Source organism: Pseudomonas sp. BNK-44-b (assembly GCF_047456245.1).
GTDB classification, from domain to species: Bacteria; Pseudomonadota; Gammaproteobacteria; order Pseudomonadales; family Pseudomonadaceae; genus Aquipseudomonas; species Aquipseudomonas machongensis.
Genome location: NZ_CP179908.1, coordinates 3,473,729 through 3,495,096 on the forward strand (window position 1 = coordinate 3,473,729; position 21,368 = coordinate 3,495,096).

A 21,368-nucleotide genomic window follows, 5' to 3' on the forward strand; every position below is an offset into this window, starting at 1 on the left:
ATCGAATTTCCGGAAACCCGTGAACAGTGCCTTGTCGTCACCTGGAAATAAGTCAGGCTGGACACCCCGACCGAGTCAGAAACGTCTGAATCAGGTCGGGCAAACTTCGGACCCACCATCGAGTTCCTGACGCACGTTGCGGCTGAGCATGGTGGCCTTGCCGTCATGCCAGGTCAGGGTGATCACGTAGAGCGTGTCGAAATCATCGCCGTCCCAGTCCGAGGTGATGACGCGCTTCTCGCCCAGGGCCTTGCCAGCCACGGCGTTGATCAGGTCTGGCAGGTAGCCGTGCGACCAGGCGGTGTAGACCGTGGCTTTGCGGTACTTGGCGCGCAGCAGTTCTTCGGCGAGATCGTCGTAGTCGTTGGCGCCGAAGTCGATATTGACCGGCAGCCCGAGGCGGATGGCGCTGGGGCTGATGGTCATGAGCGGGCGGATGTAGCTGTAGCGTTTATCCTCGCTGCCCTCCTCGACATGCCGACCGGGGTCGGCTGCGAACACGTAATCGGCAGCGCCGAAACGCTCCGGCAGCAACGTGGCCAGGTCGATGGCGCGGTTGAGGCCCTGGCAGTTCAGTTGCCCCAGCCCCTCGCCGGGCTTCTCGGCATGGCGCAGGAACACCAGCGTCTGGGTTCCATCACCGTGTTGGTCGCGACTTTGCACCACATCGAGGGTCAGCGGTATCAGCACCGCGGCGAGGGTGAGACCGAGAAACAGGTGACGGCGTCGCAGGTATTGCATCCACTTCATGGCAGGGCTCGTTCGGCTAAGGACGGGGAGCATCCTTGCTTGTGCACCATCCTTGCCGGCGGCGGTGCAAGGCACCGGCCGCCTGATGGGCTCTTCCATGCTGGCCCTCCCTGGCAGCAGCCATGTTGGACCATCGATGTTGCCGAATTACGTCACCCTTGCAACAACTGGACATCAATCATCCCGCGTCAGCACCTCGAGCAACTCGATCTCGAAGGTCAGGTCCGAGTTCGGCGGGATGCTGCCCACCGAGCGCTCGCCATAGCCCAGGTGCGCGGGTACCTGCAGCCTGCGCTTGCCGCCCACGCGCATGCCCATCAGGCCCTGGTCCCAGCCCTTGATCACCCGGCCGGTACCGATCACGCACTGGAAGGGCTTGCCGCGCGACCAGGACGAGTCGAACTCGCTGTCGTCGGCCAGCCAGCCGGTGTACTGGGTGGTGATCAGGGCGCCTTTGACCACGGCCTTGCCGTCGCCTTCCTGGATCTCGGTGATGTGCAGTTCCTGAGTCACGGTCATTTCCTTGCGGCAGATTTCGAGGCCGCCCTTTTCTCAGGAATGCACGGATTTGGCAAGTCCGGGGGCGACGTCGTGCTGGCGCATCGACCACCGGACGCCGCCGATCACCTTCACGATGGCTGCCGTCTCCAGTCAAGTCGGGCCAGTCCGGCATGCAATCCCACAATTTCGCCGAATGGTTGCGAAACGCGCTTAGCTGAACAGCTGCATGACCTGCTCGCCGGTGAGGTCCTGGGTCTGATTGGAGAAGCAGTACCAGCTCGGGCGCTCGTCGACGTAGATCTGCATCGTGAACTGCCAGTCAGCGCCTTTGAGCAGGCCGACCGGCAACGCGTATTCGTTCTTGGCGATCAGGCGGTAGTAAAGGTGAGTGCCACACTGCCCGCAAAAGCCCCGCTCGGCCCAGTCGGAGGAGCGGAAGACGCTGGGAACAGCGCCTTCGAAACTGGGCGGCTGGGTGCAGTGCACGGCCAACATCGGGCCTCCGGCCCAGGTGCGGCACATGCTGCAGTGGCAAGCGTTGACTTCGAGGTTTTCGACCGTGGCAGTCAGGCGGGTGGCGCCGCAGAGGCAGGCGCCGTGCTTGGTGTGAGACATGGGGTGGGCTCCTGGCGGGTGAGAAAGCTGCAAAGTATAGCGGTGCAGCTACAGCCCTCTTCGCGGGCAAGTCGCAGCGGCGAACCGCCGCTCCCACAAGAGGCCCGCAAGCCACCCTCGCCCGTCAGATGAACACGGTCCCTCGCATATACAGCGCCCCACGCCCGCTGATGATCACTCGGCCGTTACCCGGCACCTCGCACTGCAACTGCCCCTTGCGCACCCCGCCCTGCTCGCAGCTGAGGCTGCGCTTGCCGAGGCGCTCGGACCAGTAAGGCGCCAGCGAGGTGTGTGCCGAGCCGGTCACCGGATCTTCGTTGATCCCCACTCGTGGGCCGAACCAGCGGGTGACAAAGTCAAAGCCGCGCCCCGGTGCAGTCACGGCAATGCCACGCACATCGAAGGCCGACAGCGCGACGAAATCGGGCTTGAGCGGATCGATCAACGCTGCATCGTCGATCACCACCACGAAGTCATCCGAGCGGTACAGCGCGCGGGCGCTCGGCAGACCGAGCGCCTCGAGCAGGCCATCGGGGATGTCCACCGCCACAGGTTGCTTGGCCGGGAAGTCCATGGCCAGCAAGCCATCTGCACCGCGACTGACGCGCAACTCACCGCTGCGGGTATTGAAGCGCAACACATCGGCCTGCTCATGCAACTGCTCGAACAACACCCAGGCCGAAGCCAGCGTGGCGTGGCCGCACAAATCGACCTCCACGGCAGGGGTGAACCAGCGCAGGTCGAAGCCTTCGCCGTTACGCACGAAGTAGGCCGTCTCGGACAGGTTGTTCTCTTCGGCGACGCGCTGCAGCACATCGTCCGGCAGCCAGCTGTCCAGCGGAATCACCGCCGCCGGGTTACCGCCAAAAGGTTCGGCCGAAAAAGCATCGACCTGGAATATCTCAAGTTGCATGCACACACTCCTTGTCAGGCGGGATCGAAAGCTGGGATTACGACAGTACTGGCGTGAGCACCGGTTCGCCAGCGAAGAATGCCTGGAGATTGCGCAGCACCAGGGTCACGGTGTCGCGCGCCGCTTCCGGCGACTGGCCGGCGACATGCGGGGTCAGCACGGTATTGCCCAACACCTTGAGTGCCTCGGACACGGCAGGCTCGTCATCGAAGACATCCAATGCGGCACCTGCGATAACGCCCGTCTGCAATGCCTGCACCAGTGCCTGGGTATCGACCACGCTCGCGCGGGCGATATTGACCAGATACCCCTCGCCCCCCAGCGCCTCGAGCACCGGGGCATCGACAAGATGCAGGGTACCGGCACCACCCGGGGTGGCGATCACCAGGATGTCCACGGCCTGGGCCAGTTGCAACGGGCTGTCGTACCAGGTGTAGGGCACATCACCACGCGGCGTACGACTGTGGTAGCTGACGCTCATGTCGAAGCCCTGGGCTGCACGCTTGGCGATGGCCTGGCCGATGGCGCCAAGGCCGATGATGCCAAGGCGCTTGCCGCTCACCGATGGGCTGATGACTCGGTTCCATTCACCGCGCCGGGTGCTGGCATCGGCCCGGGGAATGTCGCGCAACATCGCCAGCAACAGGGCCATGGCGTGATCGGCGACCGGGCCTGCGTTGGCGCCAGCACCATTGGTGACGGTGATGCCACGGGCCTTCGCGGCGGCCAGGTCGACCTGCTCATAGCCTGCGCCGATCACGCAGATGATTTCGAGTTTGGGCAGTGCCTGGATTTCAGCACCGGTCAGGCCCAGCGGGCCACGGGTGAGGACAGCGTCGATCTGCTCGGCATGCTGGGCGATGGCTTGTGCACGCTGTTGCGGGGATGGGGCACGAATCAGGCGGTAACCGGCCTGCTCCAGCAGTGGCAGGTAATCATCGACGGTTTCCACCAGTACCAGGACTGTCTTGCTCATGCCACCCTCCGGTTCGATTCAGAGGGGGATTATGCCAGTTCGGCGGGAGACTGCGAGGGCCTCTATCGCGGGGGCGAGCCCACGACAGGGACGTGAAGGATACTTACTGCGCGAAGGCCCTGCCCAACCCGCCCGGCACACCGCTGCTGTCGGTTTCCTGCCAGGGGCCATTGGGGCTCAGCGACCAGCTCCAGCCCTTGTCATAACGGTAGTAGGTGCGCTGACGATAGAAGGTGTTGGGCTGCTTCTCCAGCACATAGACGCCAAGCTTCGGGTCCCAGTGGCTGGCACCGCCTGGCGGGGGCGCGAAGCTCGCGGAGGTGCGTGGCATCGGCTTGGGAATACCGGACGGCGCGCCAGGCTGCGGTGCGGGCTGGCCGCCCGGTAGCGGCTTGACCACCGGCCCCTGGTGCGGTGGTGGCGTGGTCTCGATCGGTGGCAGCGACTCGCGCTCGCCTGGTTGGTGCACCGTACAGGCAGAAAGCCCCAGGGCCAGGGTGATCAGGGTCAGGCGTACGCTGCGGTTCATGGCGGCAATCTCTTATCGGTCGGGTCGGTCGATGGTCAGTTGCTGGGTTGGCTGGCCGCGGGTAGCCAGCGGCGCGCTCTGGCCGATCCACTCGCCCTGGGTCGGCTGGCCGGCACGCGATACGCGCGCAACCAGTTGGACTTCAGCGAAGTCCGACAGTTTCATCTGCGGCATCATCGCGTCGGCATCCGACAGTTGCACTTCGATCGGCAACTGCGCCACCGTCACCCGCTTGGCCGCCAGCGGCATCGGCGGGCCGTTGCTGGCGCGGGCGAAGATGAACACGGTGTCGTCCGGCTTGACCTTGTCCTTGAGCGCTGCGGCCAGCTCGACACGCACGGTCAGGCTCGCCGCCTGCACCGGCTTGCCGCCATCGGCCTTGAGCTTGTCGGCGGCACGGTCGATACCGCCCTGCAGGGCGGCGCGCGAGGCGTCGCCTTCGGGCAGTTGCGCCAGCAGGCGCTGCCAGTAATCGATCGCTTCCTGATAGCGCTCGCCCTCGAAGGCAGCAATGCCGCGCAGCCCCAGGCTGGTAACCTCGTTCGGGTCGGCCTTGAGCGCTTCGTCGGTCAGGCTCTGCAGTTGCGCACTCCACTGCTTGTCGGCAGCGAAGTACTGCGCCTGGGCCCACTGCCCGAGCAGCTCGGGTTCACGACCGGCCAGGGCGACCGCACGCTCGAAGGCCTTGGCGGCATCGCCTGGACGCTGGTCGGCCATGTAGGCGCGGCCGAGGAAATACAGGCCCTCGGCAGAGTCCGGCTGGGCCTGCACGGCGCGCTCCAGGCGCGTGGTCATCTCCTGCATGGTTTTCGGCGCATCGGCGAACTCGCGGGTCAGCTCGACCTTGTCGGCGGCGCCGAAATGCAGGTACAACCCCAGCGCCATTACCGGCACCAGCACGGCAGCCACCAGCGGCAGGGTCTTGCCCAGATGCCCCTGACGCGGCGCCTCGCTACCTTCGGTATCGGACAGCAGTTCACGGGCCGCCTCGTCGCGGCCCTTGGCCAGTTGCCCGGCGTCGAGCACCCCGGCCTCCTGCTGCGCAGTCAACTCAGCGACCCGCTCCTGATACAAGGCCACGTTGAGCGCGGTGCGGTCTTCTTCGGCCTGCTGCTGGCGGCGGCCACGCAGGATCGGGATCAGCAGGAAAGCCAGGGCGGCGAGCAACAGCAGGCCCGCACTCAGCCAGAATTCAGTCATGGGTCTGTTCTTTATCCAGCAGTTTGGCGAGACGTTCGCGCTCGTCCACGGAGAGTTCGGAGTTGCCATGCGCCACCGGGCTGCGGCGCCGACGGACGATCACCGCCAGCACCACGAAGCCGCCAGCCAGCAACACGCCAGGGCCGAACCAGAGCAACCAGGTACGTGCCGTCAGCGCTGGCTTGTAGCGTACGAAGTCGCCGTAGCGATCAACCATGAAGTCGATGATCTGCTGGTTGCTCTGGTTTTCGCCGAGCATGCGGAAGATCTCCCGGCGCAGGTCGGCGGCGATCGGTGCGTTGGAGTCGGCGATGTCCTGGTTCTGGCACTTGGGGCAGCGCAGTTCCTTGGTCAGTTGCTGGTAGCGCTCGCGCTCGGCATCGTCGCGGAACTGATAGGTATCGATGGCCGCCCTGGCCATGCCGGCCAGGCTCAAGCCAAGTATGGCGGCGGCAAGCCAGCGCTTCATGGCCGCTCCTCATCGACCAGTTCCTGGTACAACGGCGCCAGTTGCTCGCGCCAGACCGTGGCATCGACCACACCGACATGTTTGTAGCGGATGATGCCCTTGGCGTCGATGAGGAAGGTTTCCGGCGCGCCGTACACGCCAAGGTCCAGGCCCAGAGTGCCCTGCTCGTCGCGGATGTCGAGCTGGTAAGGGTTGTGGAACTCGGCCAGCCATTTGAGCGCGGCGGCGTTGTCGTCCTTGTAGTTGATGCCGTGGATCACCACGCCTTGCTCGGCCAGTTGGTTCAGGTAAGGGTGCTCGACCTTGCACGATGGGCACCAGGTGCCCCAGACGTTGACCAGCGCCGGTCGCCCCTGCAGGTCGGCCTGGGTCAGGGTCCGGTCGCCCTGCACGCTCTGCAGCGAGAATGCCGGGAATGGCTTGCCGATCATCGCCGACGGCAGTTCGTCGGGCTTGAGGAACAGCCCCTTGTACAGAAACACGGCCATCAGCAGGAACACCGCCAATGGCACTACCATGATCCAACGCTTCATGCCGTCGCTCCAGACAGGCCCAATGTATCGCGCACCCGCGCCGTGACCTTGACCCGATAACGCCGATCGAGCGCTGCGAGCAGCCCGCCCAGTGCGGTCAGCAAGCCGCCCAGCCAGATCCAGCGCACATAGGGCTTGATGTGTACCCGTACCGCCCAGGCACCGTTTTCCAGTGGCTCGCCCAAGGCGACATAGAGGTCGCGGGTAAAGCCGGCATCGATACCGGCCTCGGTCATCATCGATTGCTGCACGGTGTACAGGCGTTTTTCCGGGTGCAGCACGGTCACTTCACGCCCCTCGCGCGACACACGGATGGTGCCCCTGTCGGAGATGAAGTTCGGACCCTCGAAGTGCTTGGCGCCCTCGAACAGGAAGTGATAACCGCCCAGCCCGACGCTTTCGCCCGGCGCCATGCGCAGGTCGCGCTCGGCGCTGTTGTTGCTCGACAGCACCACGCCCAGGGCACAAACAACTAGCCCCAGGTGGGCCAGGTGCATGCCCCAGTAGCTGCGGTGCAGGCCGCGCAGCCCCTTGAGCAGGCCCTTGTGACGAGTCTTGTCGAGAATATCGCGCACCCCGCCGAGCACCACCCAGGCGGCCAGGGCGAAGACGCTGAGCGCCGGCCAGTCGAAGTCGTCGACGATCAGCCCGGCGACCGGCGCCAGGATTGCGCTGCCGATCAGCACCGGCGTCAGCATGCCGAACAGCCATTTGCCAGGCGTATCCTTCCAGCGCACCAGCACACCAATCGCCAGCACTACCATCAGCAGCGCCATCAACGGCAGGAACAACGCATCGAAGTAAGGTGGGCCGACCGACAGCTTGGCGCCGGTCAGGGCGTCGAGCACCAGCGGGTAGAGCGTGCCCAGCAGGATCATCGAGGCCGCCACCACCAGCACCAGGTTGTTGGCCAGCAGCAGCGTCTCGCGCGACCACAGGCCAAAGCCCACGTGGCTCTTGACCACCGGTGCGCGCAGGGCGAACAGGGTCAGCGAGCCGCCGACCACGAAGAGCAGGAAGATCAGGATGAACACACCGCGCGACGGGTCGGCGGCGAAGGCATGTACCGAGGTCAGCACCCCGGAGCGCACCAGGAAGGTACCCAGCAGGCTCAGCGAGAACGCCGCGATGGCCAGCAGCACGGTCCAGCTCTTGAACACCCCGCGCTTTTCGGTCACTGCCAGCGAGTGAATCAGCGCAGTGCCGACCAGCCATGGCATGAACGAGGCGTTTTCCACCGGATCCCAGAACCACCAGCCGCCCCAGCCCAGCTCATAGTAGGCCCACCAGGAGCCGAGCGTGATGCCGATGCCGAGGAAGGCCCAGGCGACGATGGTCCAGGGCCGCGACCAGCGCGCCCAGGCGGCATCCAGGCGGCCACCGAGCAACGCCGCGATAGCGAAGGCGAAGGCCACCGAGAAGCCTACGTAGCCCATGTACAGCATCGGCGGATGGACGATCAGGCCGAAGTCCTGCAGCAGCGGATTGAGGTCGCGACCGTCGGTGGGCACCTGCGGCAGCAGGCGGGTGAACGGGTTGGAGGTGATGATCAGGAACGACAGGAAACCGGTGCTGATCATGCCCATCACCGCCAGCACACGCGCCAGCATCACTTGCGGCAACTGGCGCGAGAACACCGACACGGCGAAGGTCCAGCCACCCAGGATCAATGCCCAGAGCAGCAGCGAGCCTTCGTGGGCGCCCCACACGGCGCTGAACTTGTAGTACCAGGGCAGTGCGGTGTTGGAGTTGTGGGCGACATAGGCGACCGAGAAATTGTCGGTCATGAAGGCATGGGTGAGGCAGGCGAAGGCAAAGGCGAGGAAGGCGAACTGGCCCCAGGCCGCAGGGCGCGCCAGACTCATCCAGAGACGGTCGCCACGCCAGGCACCGAGCAGCGGCACGCTGGCCTGCACCACGGCAAAACAGATCGCCAGGATCATCGCCAACTGGCCAAGCTCGGGGATCACCAGGGCAGCGTTCATGGCTTGACCTCGCCGGCAGCGTTGGCCTGGCCGCTCTCCTTGAGTGCCTTGGTCACCTCGGGCGGCATGTACTTCTCGTCATGCTTGGCCAGCACCTCGTCAGCCACCACCACGCCCTCGGCGTTGAGCTTGCCCAAGGCAACAATGCCCTGCCCTTCGCGGAACAGGTCCGGGAGGATGCCACGGTAGGTGATCGGCACCGATTTGTTGAAGTCGGTGACCACGAAGCGTACGTCGAGCGAATCGGCCGAGCGCTGCACCGAGCCCTTCTCGACCATGCCGCCGGCGCGAATGCGTGTGTCCTGCGGTGCCTCGCCGTTGGCGATCTGGGTGGGCGTGTAGAACAGGTTGATGTTCTGCTGCAGGGCACTCAGGGCAAAGCCCAGGGCCACGGCGACGCCGACCAGCAGGCCGAGGATGAGCAACAGACGTTTCTTGCGCTGCGGATTCACTGGTGGTTCTCCCGGCGCAGACGGCGCGCCTCTTCTTGCAGGTAGCGGCGGCGGGCCAGCAGCGGCAGGGCGACATTGATCGCCAGTACCGTGAGGCAGATGCCATAGGCCGACCACACGTACAGGCCATGATGGCCCATGGCGAGGAAATCACTGAAGGAGGCGAAACTCATCGCACGATCTCCCGGCCCAGGCTGCTGAGCACCTCTTCGCGCACCCAACTGGCACGCGCTTCGCGCTTGAGCACTTCAAGGCGCATGCGCAGCAGCAGCACGGCGCCGAAGAAGCAATAGAACCCCAGCACCGTCAGCAATAGCGGCAGCCACATCTCGGCGGGCATGGCCGGTTTTTCGGTGAGGGTGAAGGTGGCGCCCTGATGCAGGGTGTTCCACCACTCCACCGAGTACTTGATGATCGGGATGTTGACCACGCCGACGATGGCCAGCACCGCGCAGGCCTTGGCGGCGCTGTCACGGTTACTGATGGCCTGGCCCAGAGCGATGATGCCGAAGTACAGGAACAGCAGGATCAGCATTGAGGTCAGGCGCGCGTCCCACACCCACCAGCTGCCCCAGGTCGGTTTGCCCCAGATCGCCCCGGTGACCAGCGCCACTGCGGTCATCCAGGCGCCGATGGGGGCGGCGCACTGCAGGGCGACGTCGGCCAGCTTCATCTTCCACACCAGCCCCACCACACCGGCGACCGCCAGCAGCACGTAGCAGGACTGCGCGAGCATGGCCGCAGGGACGTGGATATAGATGATGCGGAAGCTGTTGCCCTGCTGGTAGTCCTGCGGGGCGAAAGCCAGGCCCCAGGCGATGCCCACCAGCAGCAGGAGCACCGCAGCGATGGTCAGCCACGGCAGCATGCGGCCGCTGATGGCATAGAACCATTTGGGGGAACCCAGTTTGTGGAACCACGTCCAGCTCATTTTCATCAGGGTACATCCAGGGTCTTTGCCGGGCTTCGGTGCCCGGGACTCGTTATTCGCCGACGCTGATCTTCAGGCCGGCCGCTATCGCAAAGGGTGTCAGTGTCACGGCCAGGGCGGTCAGGCTGGCCAGCCAGAGCAGGTGTCCGGTCGCGGGCATATTCTGCAACGCCGCCTGCAACGCACCACTGCCCAGGATCAATACAGGGATATACAACGGCAGAATCAGCAACGCCAGCAGCAAACCACCGCGCTTGAGCCCGACCGTCAACGCCGCGCCCACCGCCCCCAGCAAGCTCAGCACCGGAGTGCCGAGCAGCAGCGAGCCGAGCAGCACCGGCAGGCAGGCGACTGGCAAACCCAGCATCAGCGCCAGCAGTGGCGCCAACAATACCAGCGCCAGCCCGGAAAAGGTCCAGTGCGCCAGAACCTTGGCCAGCACCAGCAATGGCAGTGGATGCGGTGATAGCACCCACTGCTCCAGCGAGCCATCCTCGAAATCGCTGCGGAACAGGCCGTCCAACGACAGCAATACCGCGAGCAAGGCCGCGACCCAGACCAGTCCAGGCGACAAGGTTTGCAACAATTGCGTCTCGGGGCCGACCGCCAGCGGAAACAGCGCCACGACGATGGCGAAGAACACCAGCGGGTTGGCCAGCTCCGCCGGGCGACGGAACAACAGGCGCGCTTCGCGGCGCAGCAACAGAAGGAATACGCTCATGCCGCCCACTGCCCCAGGTTGAGTTCACGGTAGCCGGACGGTCTGCGCTCGAGGTTGTGATGGGTGGTCAGCACCACCGTCCCCCCTGCTCGCAGTGCGCGGCCAGGTGCGCTTCGAGCTGGGCCACCCCCTGTTTGTCGAGGGCGGTGAACGGTTCATCGAGGATCCACAGTGGCGGGCAGTCCAGGTGCAGGCGGGCCAGGGCGACGCGGCGCTGCTGGCCGGCCGAGAGGGTGTGGCAAGGCACATCCTCGAATCCGCGCAGGCCGACCGCCTCGAGAGCCGTCCAGATGCCCTCGCGGGTCGCGGGTCGATGCAGGGCGCAGAGCCAGGCAAGGTTCTCTTCGGCCGTCAGCAACTCCTTGATCCCGGCAGCATGCCCGATCCACAGCAGGATGCTGGCCAGGGCATGGCGCTGCTCGCCGAGGGCGCGGCCATCGAGCAGGATCTGCCCTGCCGTCGGCTGCATCAGGCCGGCCAACAGGCGCAGCAGGCTGGTCTTGCCGCTGCCATTGGGGCCGCTGACCTGCAGCATGTCGCCGGGGCGCAGTTCGAAGTCAAGGTGCTCGAAGAGCAGTCGCCAGTCGCGCTCGCAGGCAAGGTTCGCGGCTTGGAGGTGGAGGGTCACGGTTTCGCCTTATGCTGTTCATGGCGTGTCGAGCAGTGCGCCTTCTTCGCGGGCAAGCCCGCTCCCACAGAGGCAGCAGCGATCCTGTGGGAGCGGGCTTGCCCGCGAATGAAACACCGCAGATCAACACCCTTGTCTCAAGTCGCCCTGCCACTGGCCGTTATACTGGCAGTGGCAACGCGACCGGCATTATTACATGTGCCATCCCGCTGCCAAGAGGGCTGGCTCGACAGGTTGTATACAATCATGACGGAAATCAATAGTCTCGGCGCACAAAGCGCATTCGCAGCGCAGGTGGCCAAGGCCAGCCTGACCGGTGAGCTGCTGCGCCTGAGTCAAGCGCAACCCGGCCTGATCCCCCCGGGCCAGACTGCCCAGGCCGAAGTGCTGAACCTGCGCCAGGTAGGCCAGGACTTCATGATGCTGTTGCGCCTGAGCCTGCCCAACGGCAACCAGGCCCAGGTGCAGGCCAGTGCTAACCAGCCCCTGCCCCCCGGCAGCCAGATCACGCTCGGCCAAGCCGATAGCAACCGCCTGGCGGTGGTTTTGCAACAGGCCAGCGCCAGCAACATCGCCACCCTCACTCAGCTCGACACCGGCAAGATACCGATCGGCACCTTGCTGCAAGGCAAGGTGCTGACCAGCCAGGCACTGCCAGGCGGCGCGGCGCAGACCACAGCGTTCCGCTCGCTGGTGAGTCTGCTCAACAGCAGCCAGGCCGGCGCCACCCTGACCATCGACAGCCCACGTCCGTTGGCGGTCGGCAGCCTGCTCAGCGCGCTGGTGCAAGGCGACCAGTCGCTGCGCTTCGTACCCCTGAGCGGGCGCCAGGACCAACTGACCATCGCCCAGCAACTGCTGACCCAAACCAGCCGCCAGGCGTCGCTGCCAACCTTGCTCAACGCCTTGCAGCAGATCGCCAGCGCCCCCGCTGGCAACAGCGAGCTGAGCGCTACCGCCGCGCGCCTGCTGGCCAGCCTGCCAACCCCCGCACAGTTGGGCGACGCCAAGAGCATCGCCCAGGCGCTGAATAACAGTGGCGCGTTTCTCGAAGCCAAGTTGCTCGGCGGCCTTGGCGCGGGAGTGGCTCCAGACCTCAAGGCGCAGCTGGTGCGCCTGGTGGCGCAAGTCTTGCCGAGCGTTCCGGGCAACCCCACATTCAATCCGGCGCTGGCCGCCACCGCCCTGGCCCAGGTCCTGCCGGGCATGGCCCGCAGCGCCCTGGGCATGCTCGACCAAGTCAGCAGCCGCCCGCAGCCCGGCACCTTCCCCCTGCCCTCACGTCTGCTGCAAAGCCTGGAAGAAAAAGGCGACCTGCAGCAACTGCTGCGCCTGGCCGCCGCCGCCATTTCGCGGGTCCAAAGTCATCAACTGGCCAGCCTGCAGCAGACCGGTACCACCGAGAGCGGCAACCAGCAGACCACCTGGCAAACCGAGATCCCCTTGCGCCACGGCCAGGAGTTCATCCCGCTGCAGGCCAAGCTGCAACGCGAGGACACCCCACGGCAGCAAGCCGACTCGCAGCGCGAGCAGCGCGATCCGCTCGAGTCGTTGTGGCGCATCGACCTGGCCTTCGACCTGCCGCCGCTGGGCCCACTACAGGTCCAGGCCCAGCTCACCCAAGGCCGACTCAGCGGCCAGCTGTGGGCCGAGCGCCCGCAAACCGCCGAACTGATCGACAGCCAGCTTGGCAGCCTGCGCGAACGCCTGCTGGCACGGGGCCTGGACGTTGGCGATCTGGAATGTCATCCCGGCATCCCGCCACAAGGCCCGCGCACACGACTGGAACAACGCTGGGTGGATGAAACCGCATGAGCAACAAAGCCCCCCGCCAGGCCATTGCCCTGAGCTACGACGGTGATCAGGCCCCCACCCTGAGCGCCAAGGGCGAGGACGAACTGGCCGAAGCCATCCTCGCCCTGGCCCGCGAACACGAAGTGCCGATCTACGAGAACGCCGAACTGGTGAGCCTGCTGGCACGCCTGGAGCTGGGTGAGCAGATCCCCGAAGCGCTGTACCTGACTATCGCCGAAATCATTGCCTTCGCCTGGCAACTGCGCGGCAAGGTACCGGAGAACTTCGACGACTCGGCGCCAGGCGAGCGTGACATCACCCCTGGCAACCCGCTGCTGCCGTAGAGCCATTGAGCTTGCCGGTGCAGGGGCACCTATATCTAACAGCCGGTTTCTATCGCCATATCGCCCGGCTCAGACGGATGACCGGGCCTGCCGCTGTTGAATACGCTGCGCGAGATAAACAACCTGTGTGGTATCCAGCGCCTCAACTCATGGCTGTTCGTTGACCTGGCACAGGCACTACGGCTGATGGACGAGCTGTTACCGCCAGCACCAGTGGTACGGGTCGGCGGCAGCCAATCCTGGCTGAGGGAATGAGGGGAGAAACGGGGCCGCAAAGCGGCCCGCGATGACAAGCTCGAATAAGTGCCGTTCGACACTCAGTCGCGCCGATGCAACTTGCTCATCAACTCAGCTTCGGCCTGGGTCAGCCCGCAGCTTTCAGTGAGTTCGGACACGCTTGCGCCCATCCCCACCAACTTGGCCGCCTGGGAGAAGGTGACATTGTTGGGGTCGCGCTGCTCCAGTTGCAGGAGCCTGTCAGGCAGCGGCGCGACCGCCGCGCGCAGTTCATGGATGGCTTCCCCCATGCGCACGGTGACGTTCTGGTAGTCGTCCAGACGTTTGGCCAGGTCCCTGATGCGCTGGTCACGCAGCGCATCGCCCTGGGCCTGCTGGCTGGCCAGCTCGCGCTGGCGCTTGCTGTAGTTGAGGAAGAACCACAGGCTCAGCGCCCACAACAGCGCCAGGAGGATTACCGCAGCCTCGAAGATCACCTCAGATGTTCTCCAGCTCCGACCACTCTTCCTCGGTCATCATCTTGTCCAGCTCGACCAGGATCAGCAGCTCGCCGTTCTTGTTGCACACGCCCTGGATGAACTTGGCCGACTCTTCGTTACCGACGTTCGGCGCAGTCTCGATCTCCGACTGACGCAGATAGACCACTTCGGCCACGCTGTCGACCAGGATGCCGACCACCTGCTTGTCCGCCTCGATGATCACGATACGGGTGTTGTCGGTGACGTCCGAGGGCATCAGGCCGAAACGCTGGCGGGTGTCGATCACGGTGACCACGTTGCCGCGCAGGTTGATGATACCGAGCACATAGCTCGGCGCACCCGGCACCGGAGCGATTTCGGTATAGCGCAGGACTTCCTGCACCTGCATGACGTTGATGCCGTAGGACTCGTTGTCCAGACGGAAGGTGACCCACTGCAGGATCGGATCTTCGGAACCTTGTGCAGACGACTTTTTCATTCCCCTAGCCCTCTTGTACCGCCGTTGGCGGTGTGCTCGTTGAGGCCGCGGCAGATGCGGCGCCCATGTCAGTTGTGTTTGGTATTCAGCTGCTTGACCGCACCACTGGCGATCAGCTCGGCCAGCTCGGCGACGTCGAGCAAGGCGCACATGTGTTCAATCACCGTGCCCGCCAGCCACGGGCGTTGGCCACGCTGGCTGCGCCACTTGATCTCGGCCGGGTCCAGGCGCAGAGAACGGCTGACCTGATGCACCGCCAGCCCCCACTCGTAGCCCTGCACGGAAATCACGTACTGCAAGCCTTGGCGGAAATCCTCGCGGTAGCGGTCAGGCATGACCCAGCGTGCGGTGTCCAGCACCTTCAGGTTGCCGGCCTGGCAACTGAGGATGCCGAGGAACCAGTCCGGTTGGCCGAACAGCGGCGTGAGCTCCTGGCCGGCCAGGCTGTAGATCGACCCCAGGCACACCAGCGGCACCGCCAGGGTCAGCCCGGCGACGTCGAACAGCAGGCATTCGAAAGGCTCCGCTGCCCAGGCCGGACGCCCGTCGACGGTAGCCGGCGGCACCGGTGCAGCAGGTGACGGCAGGTGGACTTCGACCAGCGGGGCGACCGGCTCTATGGCTTGGGTCTGGGTCAGCACCGGAATCGAAGCCTCGGCCAGCACTTGCTCTTCGACCACGCTGACCACCGGCTCCACCGGCGGCAGCAGCGTCGGCAGGATCCTGGGCGCAGGCTCGGCAAAGGGTTTGAGCGCCACCACCGACTCAGGCTGGCGGACGGCATCGCGGGCTTGTTCTTCACGAACCGCAGCGGCGAATTCGTCGCTGGGCTCGGCTGCCTGTGGCTGCACTGTCGGCAGCGGCGCCTCAGGCACTTCAACCGGCTCGGTGGCTTCCTGCAACAGGCCGTCGAGGTACGACTGCAAGGCCAGTTGCGGCTTGCTGGTGATCTGCGGGGCACGGTTCATCAGGCCACCTGCAATGCGTTGCGGTAGGTCAGCAGGTGCTTGAGCAGCGCCCGGTAGGCGATCACACCGCGGCTCTTGCCGTCGAACTGCGAGGGCGTGACACCGTTGCGGCTGGCATCGCGCAGGCGCGTGTCGACCGGAATGTAACCCTGCCAGACCTGCTCGCCATAGGTGTCGCGCAGCACTTTGAGCGTGCCGAGCGAGGCCTGGGTACGGCGGTCGAACAGGGTCGGGACGATCTGGAAGGGTAGCGCCTGCTTGCGTGAGCGGTTGATCATCGCCAGGGTGCCGACCATCCGCTCCAGGCCCTTGACCGCGAGGAACTCGGTCTGCACCGGGATCACCAGTTGTTGGCTGGCCGCCAGGGCGTTGACCATCAGCACACCCAGCAAGGGCGGGCTGTCGATCAGGGCAAAGTCGAAATCCTGCCACAGCTGCGCCAGACTCTTGGCGATTACCAGGCCCAGCCCATTCTGGCCCGGCGACTGGCGCTCCAGCACCGCCAGTGCAGTGCTCGAGGGCAGCAACGAGATACGCTCATGGCTGGTCGGCAGCAGCAACTGCCCCGGCAGCCCTTCGGGCACCACGCCCTTGTGCAGGAACAGGTCGTAGCAGCTGTGCTCCAGGGCGTCGGGATTGTGCCCGAAATAGCTGGTCATCGAGCCGTGCGGGTCGAGGTCGACGACGACCACGCGCTTGCCCGCCTCGGCCAGCAGACCGGCCAGGGCGATGGTGGTGGTGGTCTTGCCGACGCCACCTTTTTGATTGGCTACTGCCCAGACTCTCATCGTGCGTTGCTTCCTCCCAGCATGGGCGAAATGTCCCGCCGGGAACGGTTCTATAGATTCGGTGACGGAGATTTGACGGGATTGCTCCCGACCGTCGTGGCTGGCGTAGCTGGTGCACTTTGTGTGCCAGCACGGCGCAACGCTGCGTCCGGGGTGGCGTTGGCGCTGCCGGAGCCAGTCAGGCTGCGGCGCACTTCGAGATTGCGCGAAATCACCAGCACCACGCGACGATTGCGCGCCCGGCCATCGGCGGTATCGTTGCTGGCGACTGGTTGATACTCGCCGTAACCCACCGAGGCCATGCGCGCCGGGTTCACCCCTTCCATTGCCAGCAAGCGCACGATGCTCGCCGCGCGCGCCGACGACAACTCCCAGTTGGTCGGGTACTGGGCAGTGCGGATCGGCAGATTGTCGGTGAAGCCTTCGACATGCACCGGGTTGGCGAACGGCTTGAGGATCCGGGCCACCTTCTCGATGATCTCGAAGGCGATGTCGCTGGGCATGGCATCGCCGCTGCCGAACAACAATGCCGAGTTGAGTTCGATCTCCACCCACAGCTCATTGCCACGCACGGTCATCTGGTTCGACTTGATCAAGTCGCCGAAGGCATCGGCCACCTGGTCGGTGATGGTCTTGAGCGGGTCGACGCTGGTCTGTCCCAGGCCTGCATCGACCTGGTCACTGTCCTTGATCAAGGGTTCTGCCGGCTTGATCGTCAGCGGGCGCTCATCGCCGATCGGGATCGGCTTGAGGCTGCGCTCGGGGTCGTTGAACACTCCGATCAGCGCCTGGGAAATGACCTTGTACTTGCCCTCGTTGATCGAGGAAATCGAGTACATCACCACGAAAAAGGCGAACAGCAAGGTGATGAAGTCGGCGTACGAGACCAGCCAGCGCTCGTGGTTCTCATGCTCCTCGGTATGGCGACGACGACGCATGGCTTACTCCATGAAGCCTTGCAGCTTCAGCTCGATCGAGCGTGGGTTCTCGCCTTCGGCGATCGACAGCAGCCCCTCGAGCAGCATCTCGCGGTAACGCGACTGGCGCATGACGATGGCCTTGAGCTTGTTGGCCACCGGCAGCAGGATCAGGTTGGCACTGGCCACACCATAGATGGTGGCGACGAAGGCCACGGCGATGCCGTTACCCAGTTGCGACGGATCGGCCAGGTTGCCCATCACATGGATCAAGCCCATCACCGCACCGATGATACCGATGGTCGGCGCGTAGCCGCCCATGCTCTCGAAGACCTTGGCAGCCTGGATGTCACGGCTCTCCTGGGTGAGGAAGTCGACCTCGAGAATGCTGCGGATCGACTCAGGCTCCGCGCCGTCGACCAGCAACTGCAAACCTTTGCGTGCGTATGGGTCCGGTTCGGCATCGGCGACGCCCTCCAGCCCCAGAAGGCCTTCCTTGCGCGCAGTCAGGCTCCAGTTGACGACACGATCGATGCCGCCAGCCAGGTCGACCCGAGGCGGGAAGAAAATCCAGCGCAGGATCTGCAACGCACGCTTGAACGCCGACAGCGGCGACTGCAGCAGCGCCGCGGCCAGGGTGCCGCCGATGACGATCAACCCGGCAGGGCCGTTGAGCAGCGCACCGACGTGTCCGCCCTCGAGGAAGTTGCCGCCGACGATGGCGACGAACGCCAGGATCAGGCCGATAAGGCTAAGAACATCCATCAGACACAGGCCTCTACCAGGTGCTTGCCGATCTCGTCCAGGCTGTACACGGCGTCGGCCAGGTTGGCTTTGACGATCGCCATGGGCATGCCGTAGATCACGCAGCTTGCCTCGTCCTGGGCCCATACGGTGCTGCCGCCCTGCTTGAGCAGGCGAGCACCTTCGCGTCCGTCGGCACCCATGCCGGTCAGCACGACCGACAGCACCTTGTCACCGTAGGTCTTGGCCGCCGAGCCGAAGGTGATGTCCACGCAGGGTTTGTAGTTCAGGCGTTCGTCACCCGGCAGGATCTTCACCGTGCCACGGCCATCGACCATCATCTGCTTGCCTCCCGGGGCCAGCAGCGCAAGGCCTGGACGCAGCACATCACCGTCCTCGGCCTCCTTGACGCTGATCTTGCACAGCTTGTCGAGGCGCTCGGCAAAGGCCTTGGTGAACGCCGCAGGCATGTGCTGAATCAGCACGATGGGGGCCGGGAAGTTGGCGGGCAGTTGCGTCAGCACCCGCTGCAGGGCAACCGGGCCGCCTGTGGAGGTGCCGATGGCCACCAGCTTGTAGGGCTTGCGCTTGGGCGCCGGCGAATGGCTGGCGGCAGGCGCAACGCTGCGTACCGGCGCCGCAGGGCGTGTCGGTGCAGCGCTGCCCAAGGTGCTGGCCGGGGCGTGGCTGGTGCTCGACGCAGCGCTGGCAACCGGGCTTGGCGCGTGGCTGGCGAAGCTGCTGAAACGGCGATTGCTGCGCGAGATGGTATGGACCTTCTCGCACAGCATCTGCTTGACCTTCTCGGGGTTGCGCGAAATATCCTCGAAGTTCTTCGGCAGGTAGTCGACCGCCCCTGCGTCCAGCGCATCGAGGGTGACACGCGCACCTTCGTGGGTGAGCGAAGAGAACATCAGGACCGGTGTCGGGCAGCGCTGCATGATGTGCCGCACGGCGGTAATGCCGTCCATCATCGGCATCTCGTAGTCCATGGTGATCACGTCAGGCTTGAGCGCCAGCGCCTGATCGATCGCTTCCTTGCCGTTGGTCGCGGTGCCGACCACCTGGATGGTCGGGTCCGCCGAGAGGATTTCCGAGACACGGCGGCGGAAGAAACCGGAATCATCCACCACCAGGACCTTGACTGCCATAAACACTCCGTTAGGCGGCGCAACCGCCAGGTCGCGCCGCCGAAATCAAATACGCCGGGCGGCGTAACGCTTGAGCATGCTCGGGACGTCGAGGATCAGCGCGATACGACCGTCACCGGTGATGGTGGCGCCGGACATGCCCGGGGTGCCCTGCAGCATCTTGCCCAGCGGCTTGATCACCACCTCTTCCTGGCCCACCAACTGGTCGACCACGAAGCCGATGCGCTGAGTACCGACCGACAGGATCACCACATGCCCTTCGAGCTGCTCCTCGTGCTGCTGGTCCTGGACCAGCCAGCGCTTGAGGTAGAACAGCGGCAGCGCCTTGTCGCGCACGATCACCACTTCCTGGCCATCGACCACGTTGGTGCGCGACAGGTCGAGATGGAAGATCTCGTTGACGTTGACCAGCGGGAAGGCGAACGCCTGGTTGGCCAGCATCACCATCAGCGTCGGCATGATTGCCAGCGTCAGCGGCACCTTGATGACGATCTTCGAGCCCTGGCCCTTGGCCGAGAAGATGTTGATCGAGCCATTGAGCTGGGAAATCTTGGTCTTCACCACATCCATGCCCACACCGCGGCCGGACACGTCGGAGATCTCGGTCTTGGTCGAGAAGCCCGGGGCGAAGATCAGGTTGTAGCAATCCGACTCGCTCAGGCGGTCGGCTGCATCCTTGTCCATCAGGCCCTTCTCGACCGCCTTGGCGCGCAGGACGTTCGGGTCCATGCCTTTGCCGTCGTCGGAGATCGACAGCAGGATATGGTCACCCTCCTGCTCGGCCGACAGCACCACCCGACCGGTACGCGCCTTGCCGGAGGCCTCGCGTTCCTCGGGGGTCTCGACGCCATGGTCGACCGCGTTGCGCACCAAGTGCACCAGCGGGTCGGCCAGGGCCTCGACCAGGTTCTTGTCCAGGTCGGTCTCTTCGCCGACCAGCTCCAGGTTGATCTCTTTCTTGAGCTGGCGGGCCAAGTCGCGTACCAGGCGCGGGAAGCGGCCGAAGACCTTCTTGATCGGCTGCATGCGGGTCTTCATGACCGCGGTCTGCAGGTCGGCAGTGACCACGTCGAGGTTGGACACGGCCTTGGACATGGCCTCGTCGCCGCTATTCAGGCCCAGGCGCACCAGGCGGTTACGCACCAGCACCAGTTCGCCGACCATGTTCATGATTTCATCCAGGCGCGCAGTATCGACCCGCACCGTGGTTTCCGCTTCGCTGGCGCCATGCTTGTCGGCAGCCGGCGCTGCAGCGCGTGCCGGTGCCGGAGCAGCGGCCGGCTTGGCAGCCGCGGCGGGGGCAGGCGCCGGCTTGGCGACAGGCTTGCTTTCGGCCTTGGCAGCAGGCGCGGCAGCCACGGCAACGGCTGGCGCTTCAGCCGCGACGGCATCGCCACTGAACTTGCCCTTGCCATGCAGTTGGTCCAGCAGGGCCTCGAACTCGTTGTCGGTGATGTGATCGCCGACAGGTTCGGCCGCTGGCGCAGAGGCGGTGGCTTCGACGCTCGGCAGTGCATCGGCGGCAAAAGCGCCCTTGCCATGCAACTGATCGAGCAGCGCCTCGAACTCTTCGTCGGTGATCTCGTCACCGGCCGGCGTCGCGACTGCAGCCTCCGGCTCGCTCGCCGCGACTTCCGGCGAGAACTGACCCTTGCCATGCAGTTGGTCGAGCAGCGACTCGAACTCGGCGTCGGTGATCTCGTCGGCACTGCCGGAAACGGCTTCGCCCTGCGACTGCTCGGCCGCCTCGGCCTGGGCCTTGACCGCGTCGAGGGAGTCAAGCAGTTGCTCGAACTCGGTATCGGTGATGTCCGCCTCGGCAGCCGGGGCCTCGACGACCGCCGCCACGGCAACCGGTGCCACGGCATCGGCGCTGGCTGGTTCGGCCAGGCGCGACAGCGCGGCGAGCAGCTCTGGCGTAGCCGGGGTGATGTCGCTGCGCTCGCGAACCTGGCCAAACATGCTGTTGACCGTGTCGAGCGCTTCGAGCACCACATCCATCAGTTCGGCATCGACCCGGCGCTCTCCCTTGCGCAGGATGTCGAAGACGTTCTCGGCAATGTGGCAGCACTCCACCAGCTCATTGAGCTGAAGGAAGCCGGCGCCCCCTTTTACAGTGTGAAAACCGCGAAAGATCGCATTGAGCAGGTCCGCATCATCAGGTCGGCTTTCCAGCTCGACCAGTTGCTCGGACAGTTGCTCGAGGATTTCGCCGGCTTCTACCAGGAAATCCTGAAGGATTTCTTCATCGGCGCCGAAGCTCAT

At 65.0% G+C, this 21,368-nt stretch carries 24 protein-coding genes and 1 pseudogene; 2 read left to right on the plus strand and 23 right to left on the minus strand.

Annotation, left to right across the window (positions count from 1 at the left end; all coding sequences use genetic code 11):
* Positions 1-90: 90 nt before the first annotated feature.
* From ACMGGG_RS15875 to ccmA, 15 genes and pseudogenes are all read right to left on the minus strand, one after another.
* The gene (locus ACMGGG_RS15875; protein WP_414154036.1) at positions 91-750 is read right to left on the minus strand and encodes a histidine phosphatase family protein; all 660 of its coding nucleotides are present in this window, start codon (positions 748-750) and stop codon (positions 91-93) included.
* 174 nt (positions 751-924) lie between these two features.
* Complete coding sequence (locus ACMGGG_RS15880) at positions 925-1,263, minus strand: FKBP-type peptidyl-prolyl cis-trans isomerase (protein WP_414154037.1); 339 nt, start codon at positions 1,261-1,263, stop codon at positions 925-927.
* A 198-nt stretch (positions 1,264-1,461) separates the two neighbouring features.
* The gene (locus ACMGGG_RS15885) at positions 1,462-1,866 is read right to left on the minus strand and encodes a GFA family protein (protein WP_414154038.1); all 405 of its coding nucleotides are present in this window, start codon (positions 1,864-1,866) and stop codon (positions 1,462-1,464) included.
* 124 nt (positions 1,867-1,990) lie between these two features.
* A complete protein-coding gene (locus tag ACMGGG_RS15890; protein ID WP_414154039.1) occupies positions 1,991-2,779 on the minus strand; it encodes a PhzF family phenazine biosynthesis protein in 789 nt (262 codons plus the stop codon).
* A 37-nt stretch (positions 2,780-2,816) separates the two neighbouring features.
* Positions 2,817-3,755 carry a 2-hydroxyacid dehydrogenase gene (locus ACMGGG_RS15895; protein ID WP_414154040.1) on the minus strand — a complete coding sequence of 313 codons (939 nt, stop codon included), beginning with the start codon at positions 3,753-3,755 and terminating at the stop codon, positions 2,817-2,819.
* A 103-nt stretch (positions 3,756-3,858) separates the two neighbouring features.
* Positions 3,859-4,284 (minus strand): hypothetical protein, encoded by a 426-nt coding sequence (locus ACMGGG_RS15900; RefSeq protein ID WP_065862031.1) that lies wholly within the window; start codon positions 4,282-4,284, stop codon positions 3,859-3,861.
* Positions 4,285-4,296: 12 nt separating this feature from the next.
* Positions 4,297-5,484: a c-type cytochrome biogenesis protein CcmI gene (gene ccmI, locus ACMGGG_RS15905; RefSeq protein ID WP_414154041.1), complete on the minus strand. Its 1,188-nt coding sequence runs from the start codon at positions 5,482-5,484 to the stop codon at positions 4,297-4,299.
* The gene (locus ACMGGG_RS15910; protein ID WP_054895610.1) at positions 5,477-5,953 is read right to left on the minus strand and encodes a cytochrome c-type biogenesis protein CcmH; all 477 of its coding nucleotides are present in this window, start codon (positions 5,951-5,953) and stop codon (positions 5,477-5,479) included. The genes ccmI and ACMGGG_RS15910 overlap by 8 nt, the downstream gene beginning before the upstream one ends.
* Positions 5,950-6,486, minus strand: coding sequence for a DsbE family thiol:disulfide interchange protein (locus ACMGGG_RS15915; RefSeq protein ID WP_151925590.1), 537 nt, complete (start codon positions 6,484-6,486; stop codon positions 5,950-5,952). Before ACMGGG_RS15915 ends, ACMGGG_RS15910 begins: the two co-directional genes overlap by 4 nt.
* Complete coding sequence (locus tag ACMGGG_RS15920; protein WP_414155819.1) at positions 6,483-8,456, minus strand: heme lyase CcmF/NrfE family subunit; 1,974 nt, start codon at positions 8,454-8,456, stop codon at positions 6,483-6,485. The genes ACMGGG_RS15915 and ACMGGG_RS15920 overlap by 4 nt, the downstream gene beginning before the upstream one ends.
* Positions 8,457-8,467: 11 nt before the next feature.
* Positions 8,468-8,923: a cytochrome c maturation protein CcmE gene (ccmE, locus tag ACMGGG_RS15925; RefSeq protein WP_323453721.1), complete on the minus strand. Its 456-nt coding sequence runs from the start codon at positions 8,921-8,923 to the stop codon at positions 8,468-8,470.
* Positions 8,920-9,096 carry a heme exporter protein CcmD gene (gene ccmD, locus ACMGGG_RS15930; RefSeq protein ID WP_063545667.1) on the minus strand — a complete coding sequence of 59 codons (177 nt, stop codon included), beginning with the start codon at positions 9,094-9,096 and terminating at the stop codon, positions 8,920-8,922. The genes ccmE and ccmD overlap by 4 nt, the downstream gene beginning before the upstream one ends.
* Positions 9,093-9,860 (minus strand): heme ABC transporter permease, encoded by a 768-nt coding sequence (locus ACMGGG_RS15935; RefSeq protein ID WP_063545668.1) that lies wholly within the window; start codon positions 9,858-9,860, stop codon positions 9,093-9,095. Before ACMGGG_RS15935 ends, ccmD begins: the two co-directional genes overlap by 4 nt.
* A 46-nt stretch (positions 9,861-9,906) precedes the next feature.
* Positions 9,907-10,575: a heme exporter protein CcmB gene (ccmB, locus tag ACMGGG_RS15940; protein WP_063545669.1), complete on the minus strand. Its 669-nt coding sequence runs from the start codon at positions 10,573-10,575 to the stop codon at positions 9,907-9,909.
* Positions 10,572-11,203, minus strand: a pseudogene (gene ccmA / locus ACMGGG_RS15945) (cytochrome c biogenesis heme-transporting ATPase CcmA). Before ccmA ends, ccmB begins: the two are co-directional and overlap by 4 nt.
* Before the next feature lie 246 nt (positions 11,204-11,449).
* Between ccmA and ACMGGG_RS15950 the strand changes: the two are divergent.
* Together ACMGGG_RS15950 and ACMGGG_RS15955 are read left to right on the plus strand one after the other, a co-directional pair.
* Positions 11,450-13,018 carry a flagellar hook-length control protein FliK gene (locus ACMGGG_RS15950; RefSeq protein ID WP_200602785.1) on the plus strand — a complete coding sequence of 523 codons (1,569 nt, stop codon included), beginning with the start codon at positions 11,450-11,452 and terminating at the stop codon, positions 13,016-13,018.
* Positions 13,015-13,341, plus strand: coding sequence for an EscU/YscU/HrcU family type III secretion system export apparatus switch protein (locus tag ACMGGG_RS15955; RefSeq protein ID WP_054895570.1), 327 nt, complete (start codon positions 13,015-13,017; stop codon positions 13,339-13,341). The genes ACMGGG_RS15950 and ACMGGG_RS15955 overlap by 4 nt, the downstream gene beginning before the upstream one ends.
* A 317-nt stretch (positions 13,342-13,658) precedes the next feature.
* Here ACMGGG_RS15955 and ACMGGG_RS15960 read toward each other — a convergent pair whose 3' ends face one another.
* The 8 genes from ACMGGG_RS15960 to ACMGGG_RS15995 form a co-directional block, all read right to left on the minus strand.
* Entirely contained in the window at positions 13,659-14,054 is a 396-nt protein-coding gene (locus ACMGGG_RS15960; RefSeq protein WP_054895569.1) for a DUF2802 domain-containing protein, read from the minus strand.
* A 1-nt stretch (position 14,055) separates the two neighbouring features.
* Positions 14,056-14,535, minus strand: a complete 480-nt coding sequence (locus ACMGGG_RS15965; RefSeq protein WP_016393802.1) for a chemotaxis protein CheW — start codon at positions 14,533-14,535, stop codon at positions 14,056-14,058.
* A gap of 68 nt (positions 14,536-14,603) precedes the next feature.
* Positions 14,604-15,503, minus strand: a complete 900-nt coding sequence (locus ACMGGG_RS15970) for a CheW domain-containing protein (protein ID WP_063545672.1) — start codon at positions 15,501-15,503, stop codon at positions 14,604-14,606.
* On the minus strand, positions 15,503-16,291 hold the full coding sequence (locus ACMGGG_RS15975; RefSeq protein WP_054895567.1) for a ParA family protein: 789 nt from the start codon (positions 16,289-16,291) through the stop codon (positions 15,503-15,505). Before ACMGGG_RS15975 ends, ACMGGG_RS15970 begins: the two co-directional genes overlap by 1 nt.
* Before the next feature lie 50 nt (positions 16,292-16,341).
* Positions 16,342-17,229: a flagellar motor protein MotD gene (motD, locus tag ACMGGG_RS15980; protein ID WP_054895566.1), complete on the minus strand. Its 888-nt coding sequence runs from the start codon at positions 17,227-17,229 to the stop codon at positions 16,342-16,344.
* A gap of 3 nt (positions 17,230-17,232) precedes the next feature.
* Positions 17,233-17,973 carry a flagellar motor protein gene (locus ACMGGG_RS15985; RefSeq protein WP_054895565.1) on the minus strand — a complete coding sequence of 247 codons (741 nt, stop codon included), beginning with the start codon at positions 17,971-17,973 and terminating at the stop codon, positions 17,233-17,235.
* Positions 17,973-19,103 carry a protein-glutamate methylesterase/protein-glutamine glutaminase gene (locus tag ACMGGG_RS15990; RefSeq protein WP_054895564.1) on the minus strand — a complete coding sequence of 377 codons (1,131 nt, stop codon included), beginning with the start codon at positions 19,101-19,103 and terminating at the stop codon, positions 17,973-17,975. Before ACMGGG_RS15990 ends, ACMGGG_RS15985 begins: the two co-directional genes overlap by 1 nt.
* Before the next feature lie 45 nt (positions 19,104-19,148).
* Positions 19,149-21,368, minus strand: coding sequence for a chemotaxis protein CheA (locus tag ACMGGG_RS15995; RefSeq protein ID WP_063545674.1), 2,220 nt, complete (start codon positions 21,366-21,368; stop codon positions 19,149-19,151).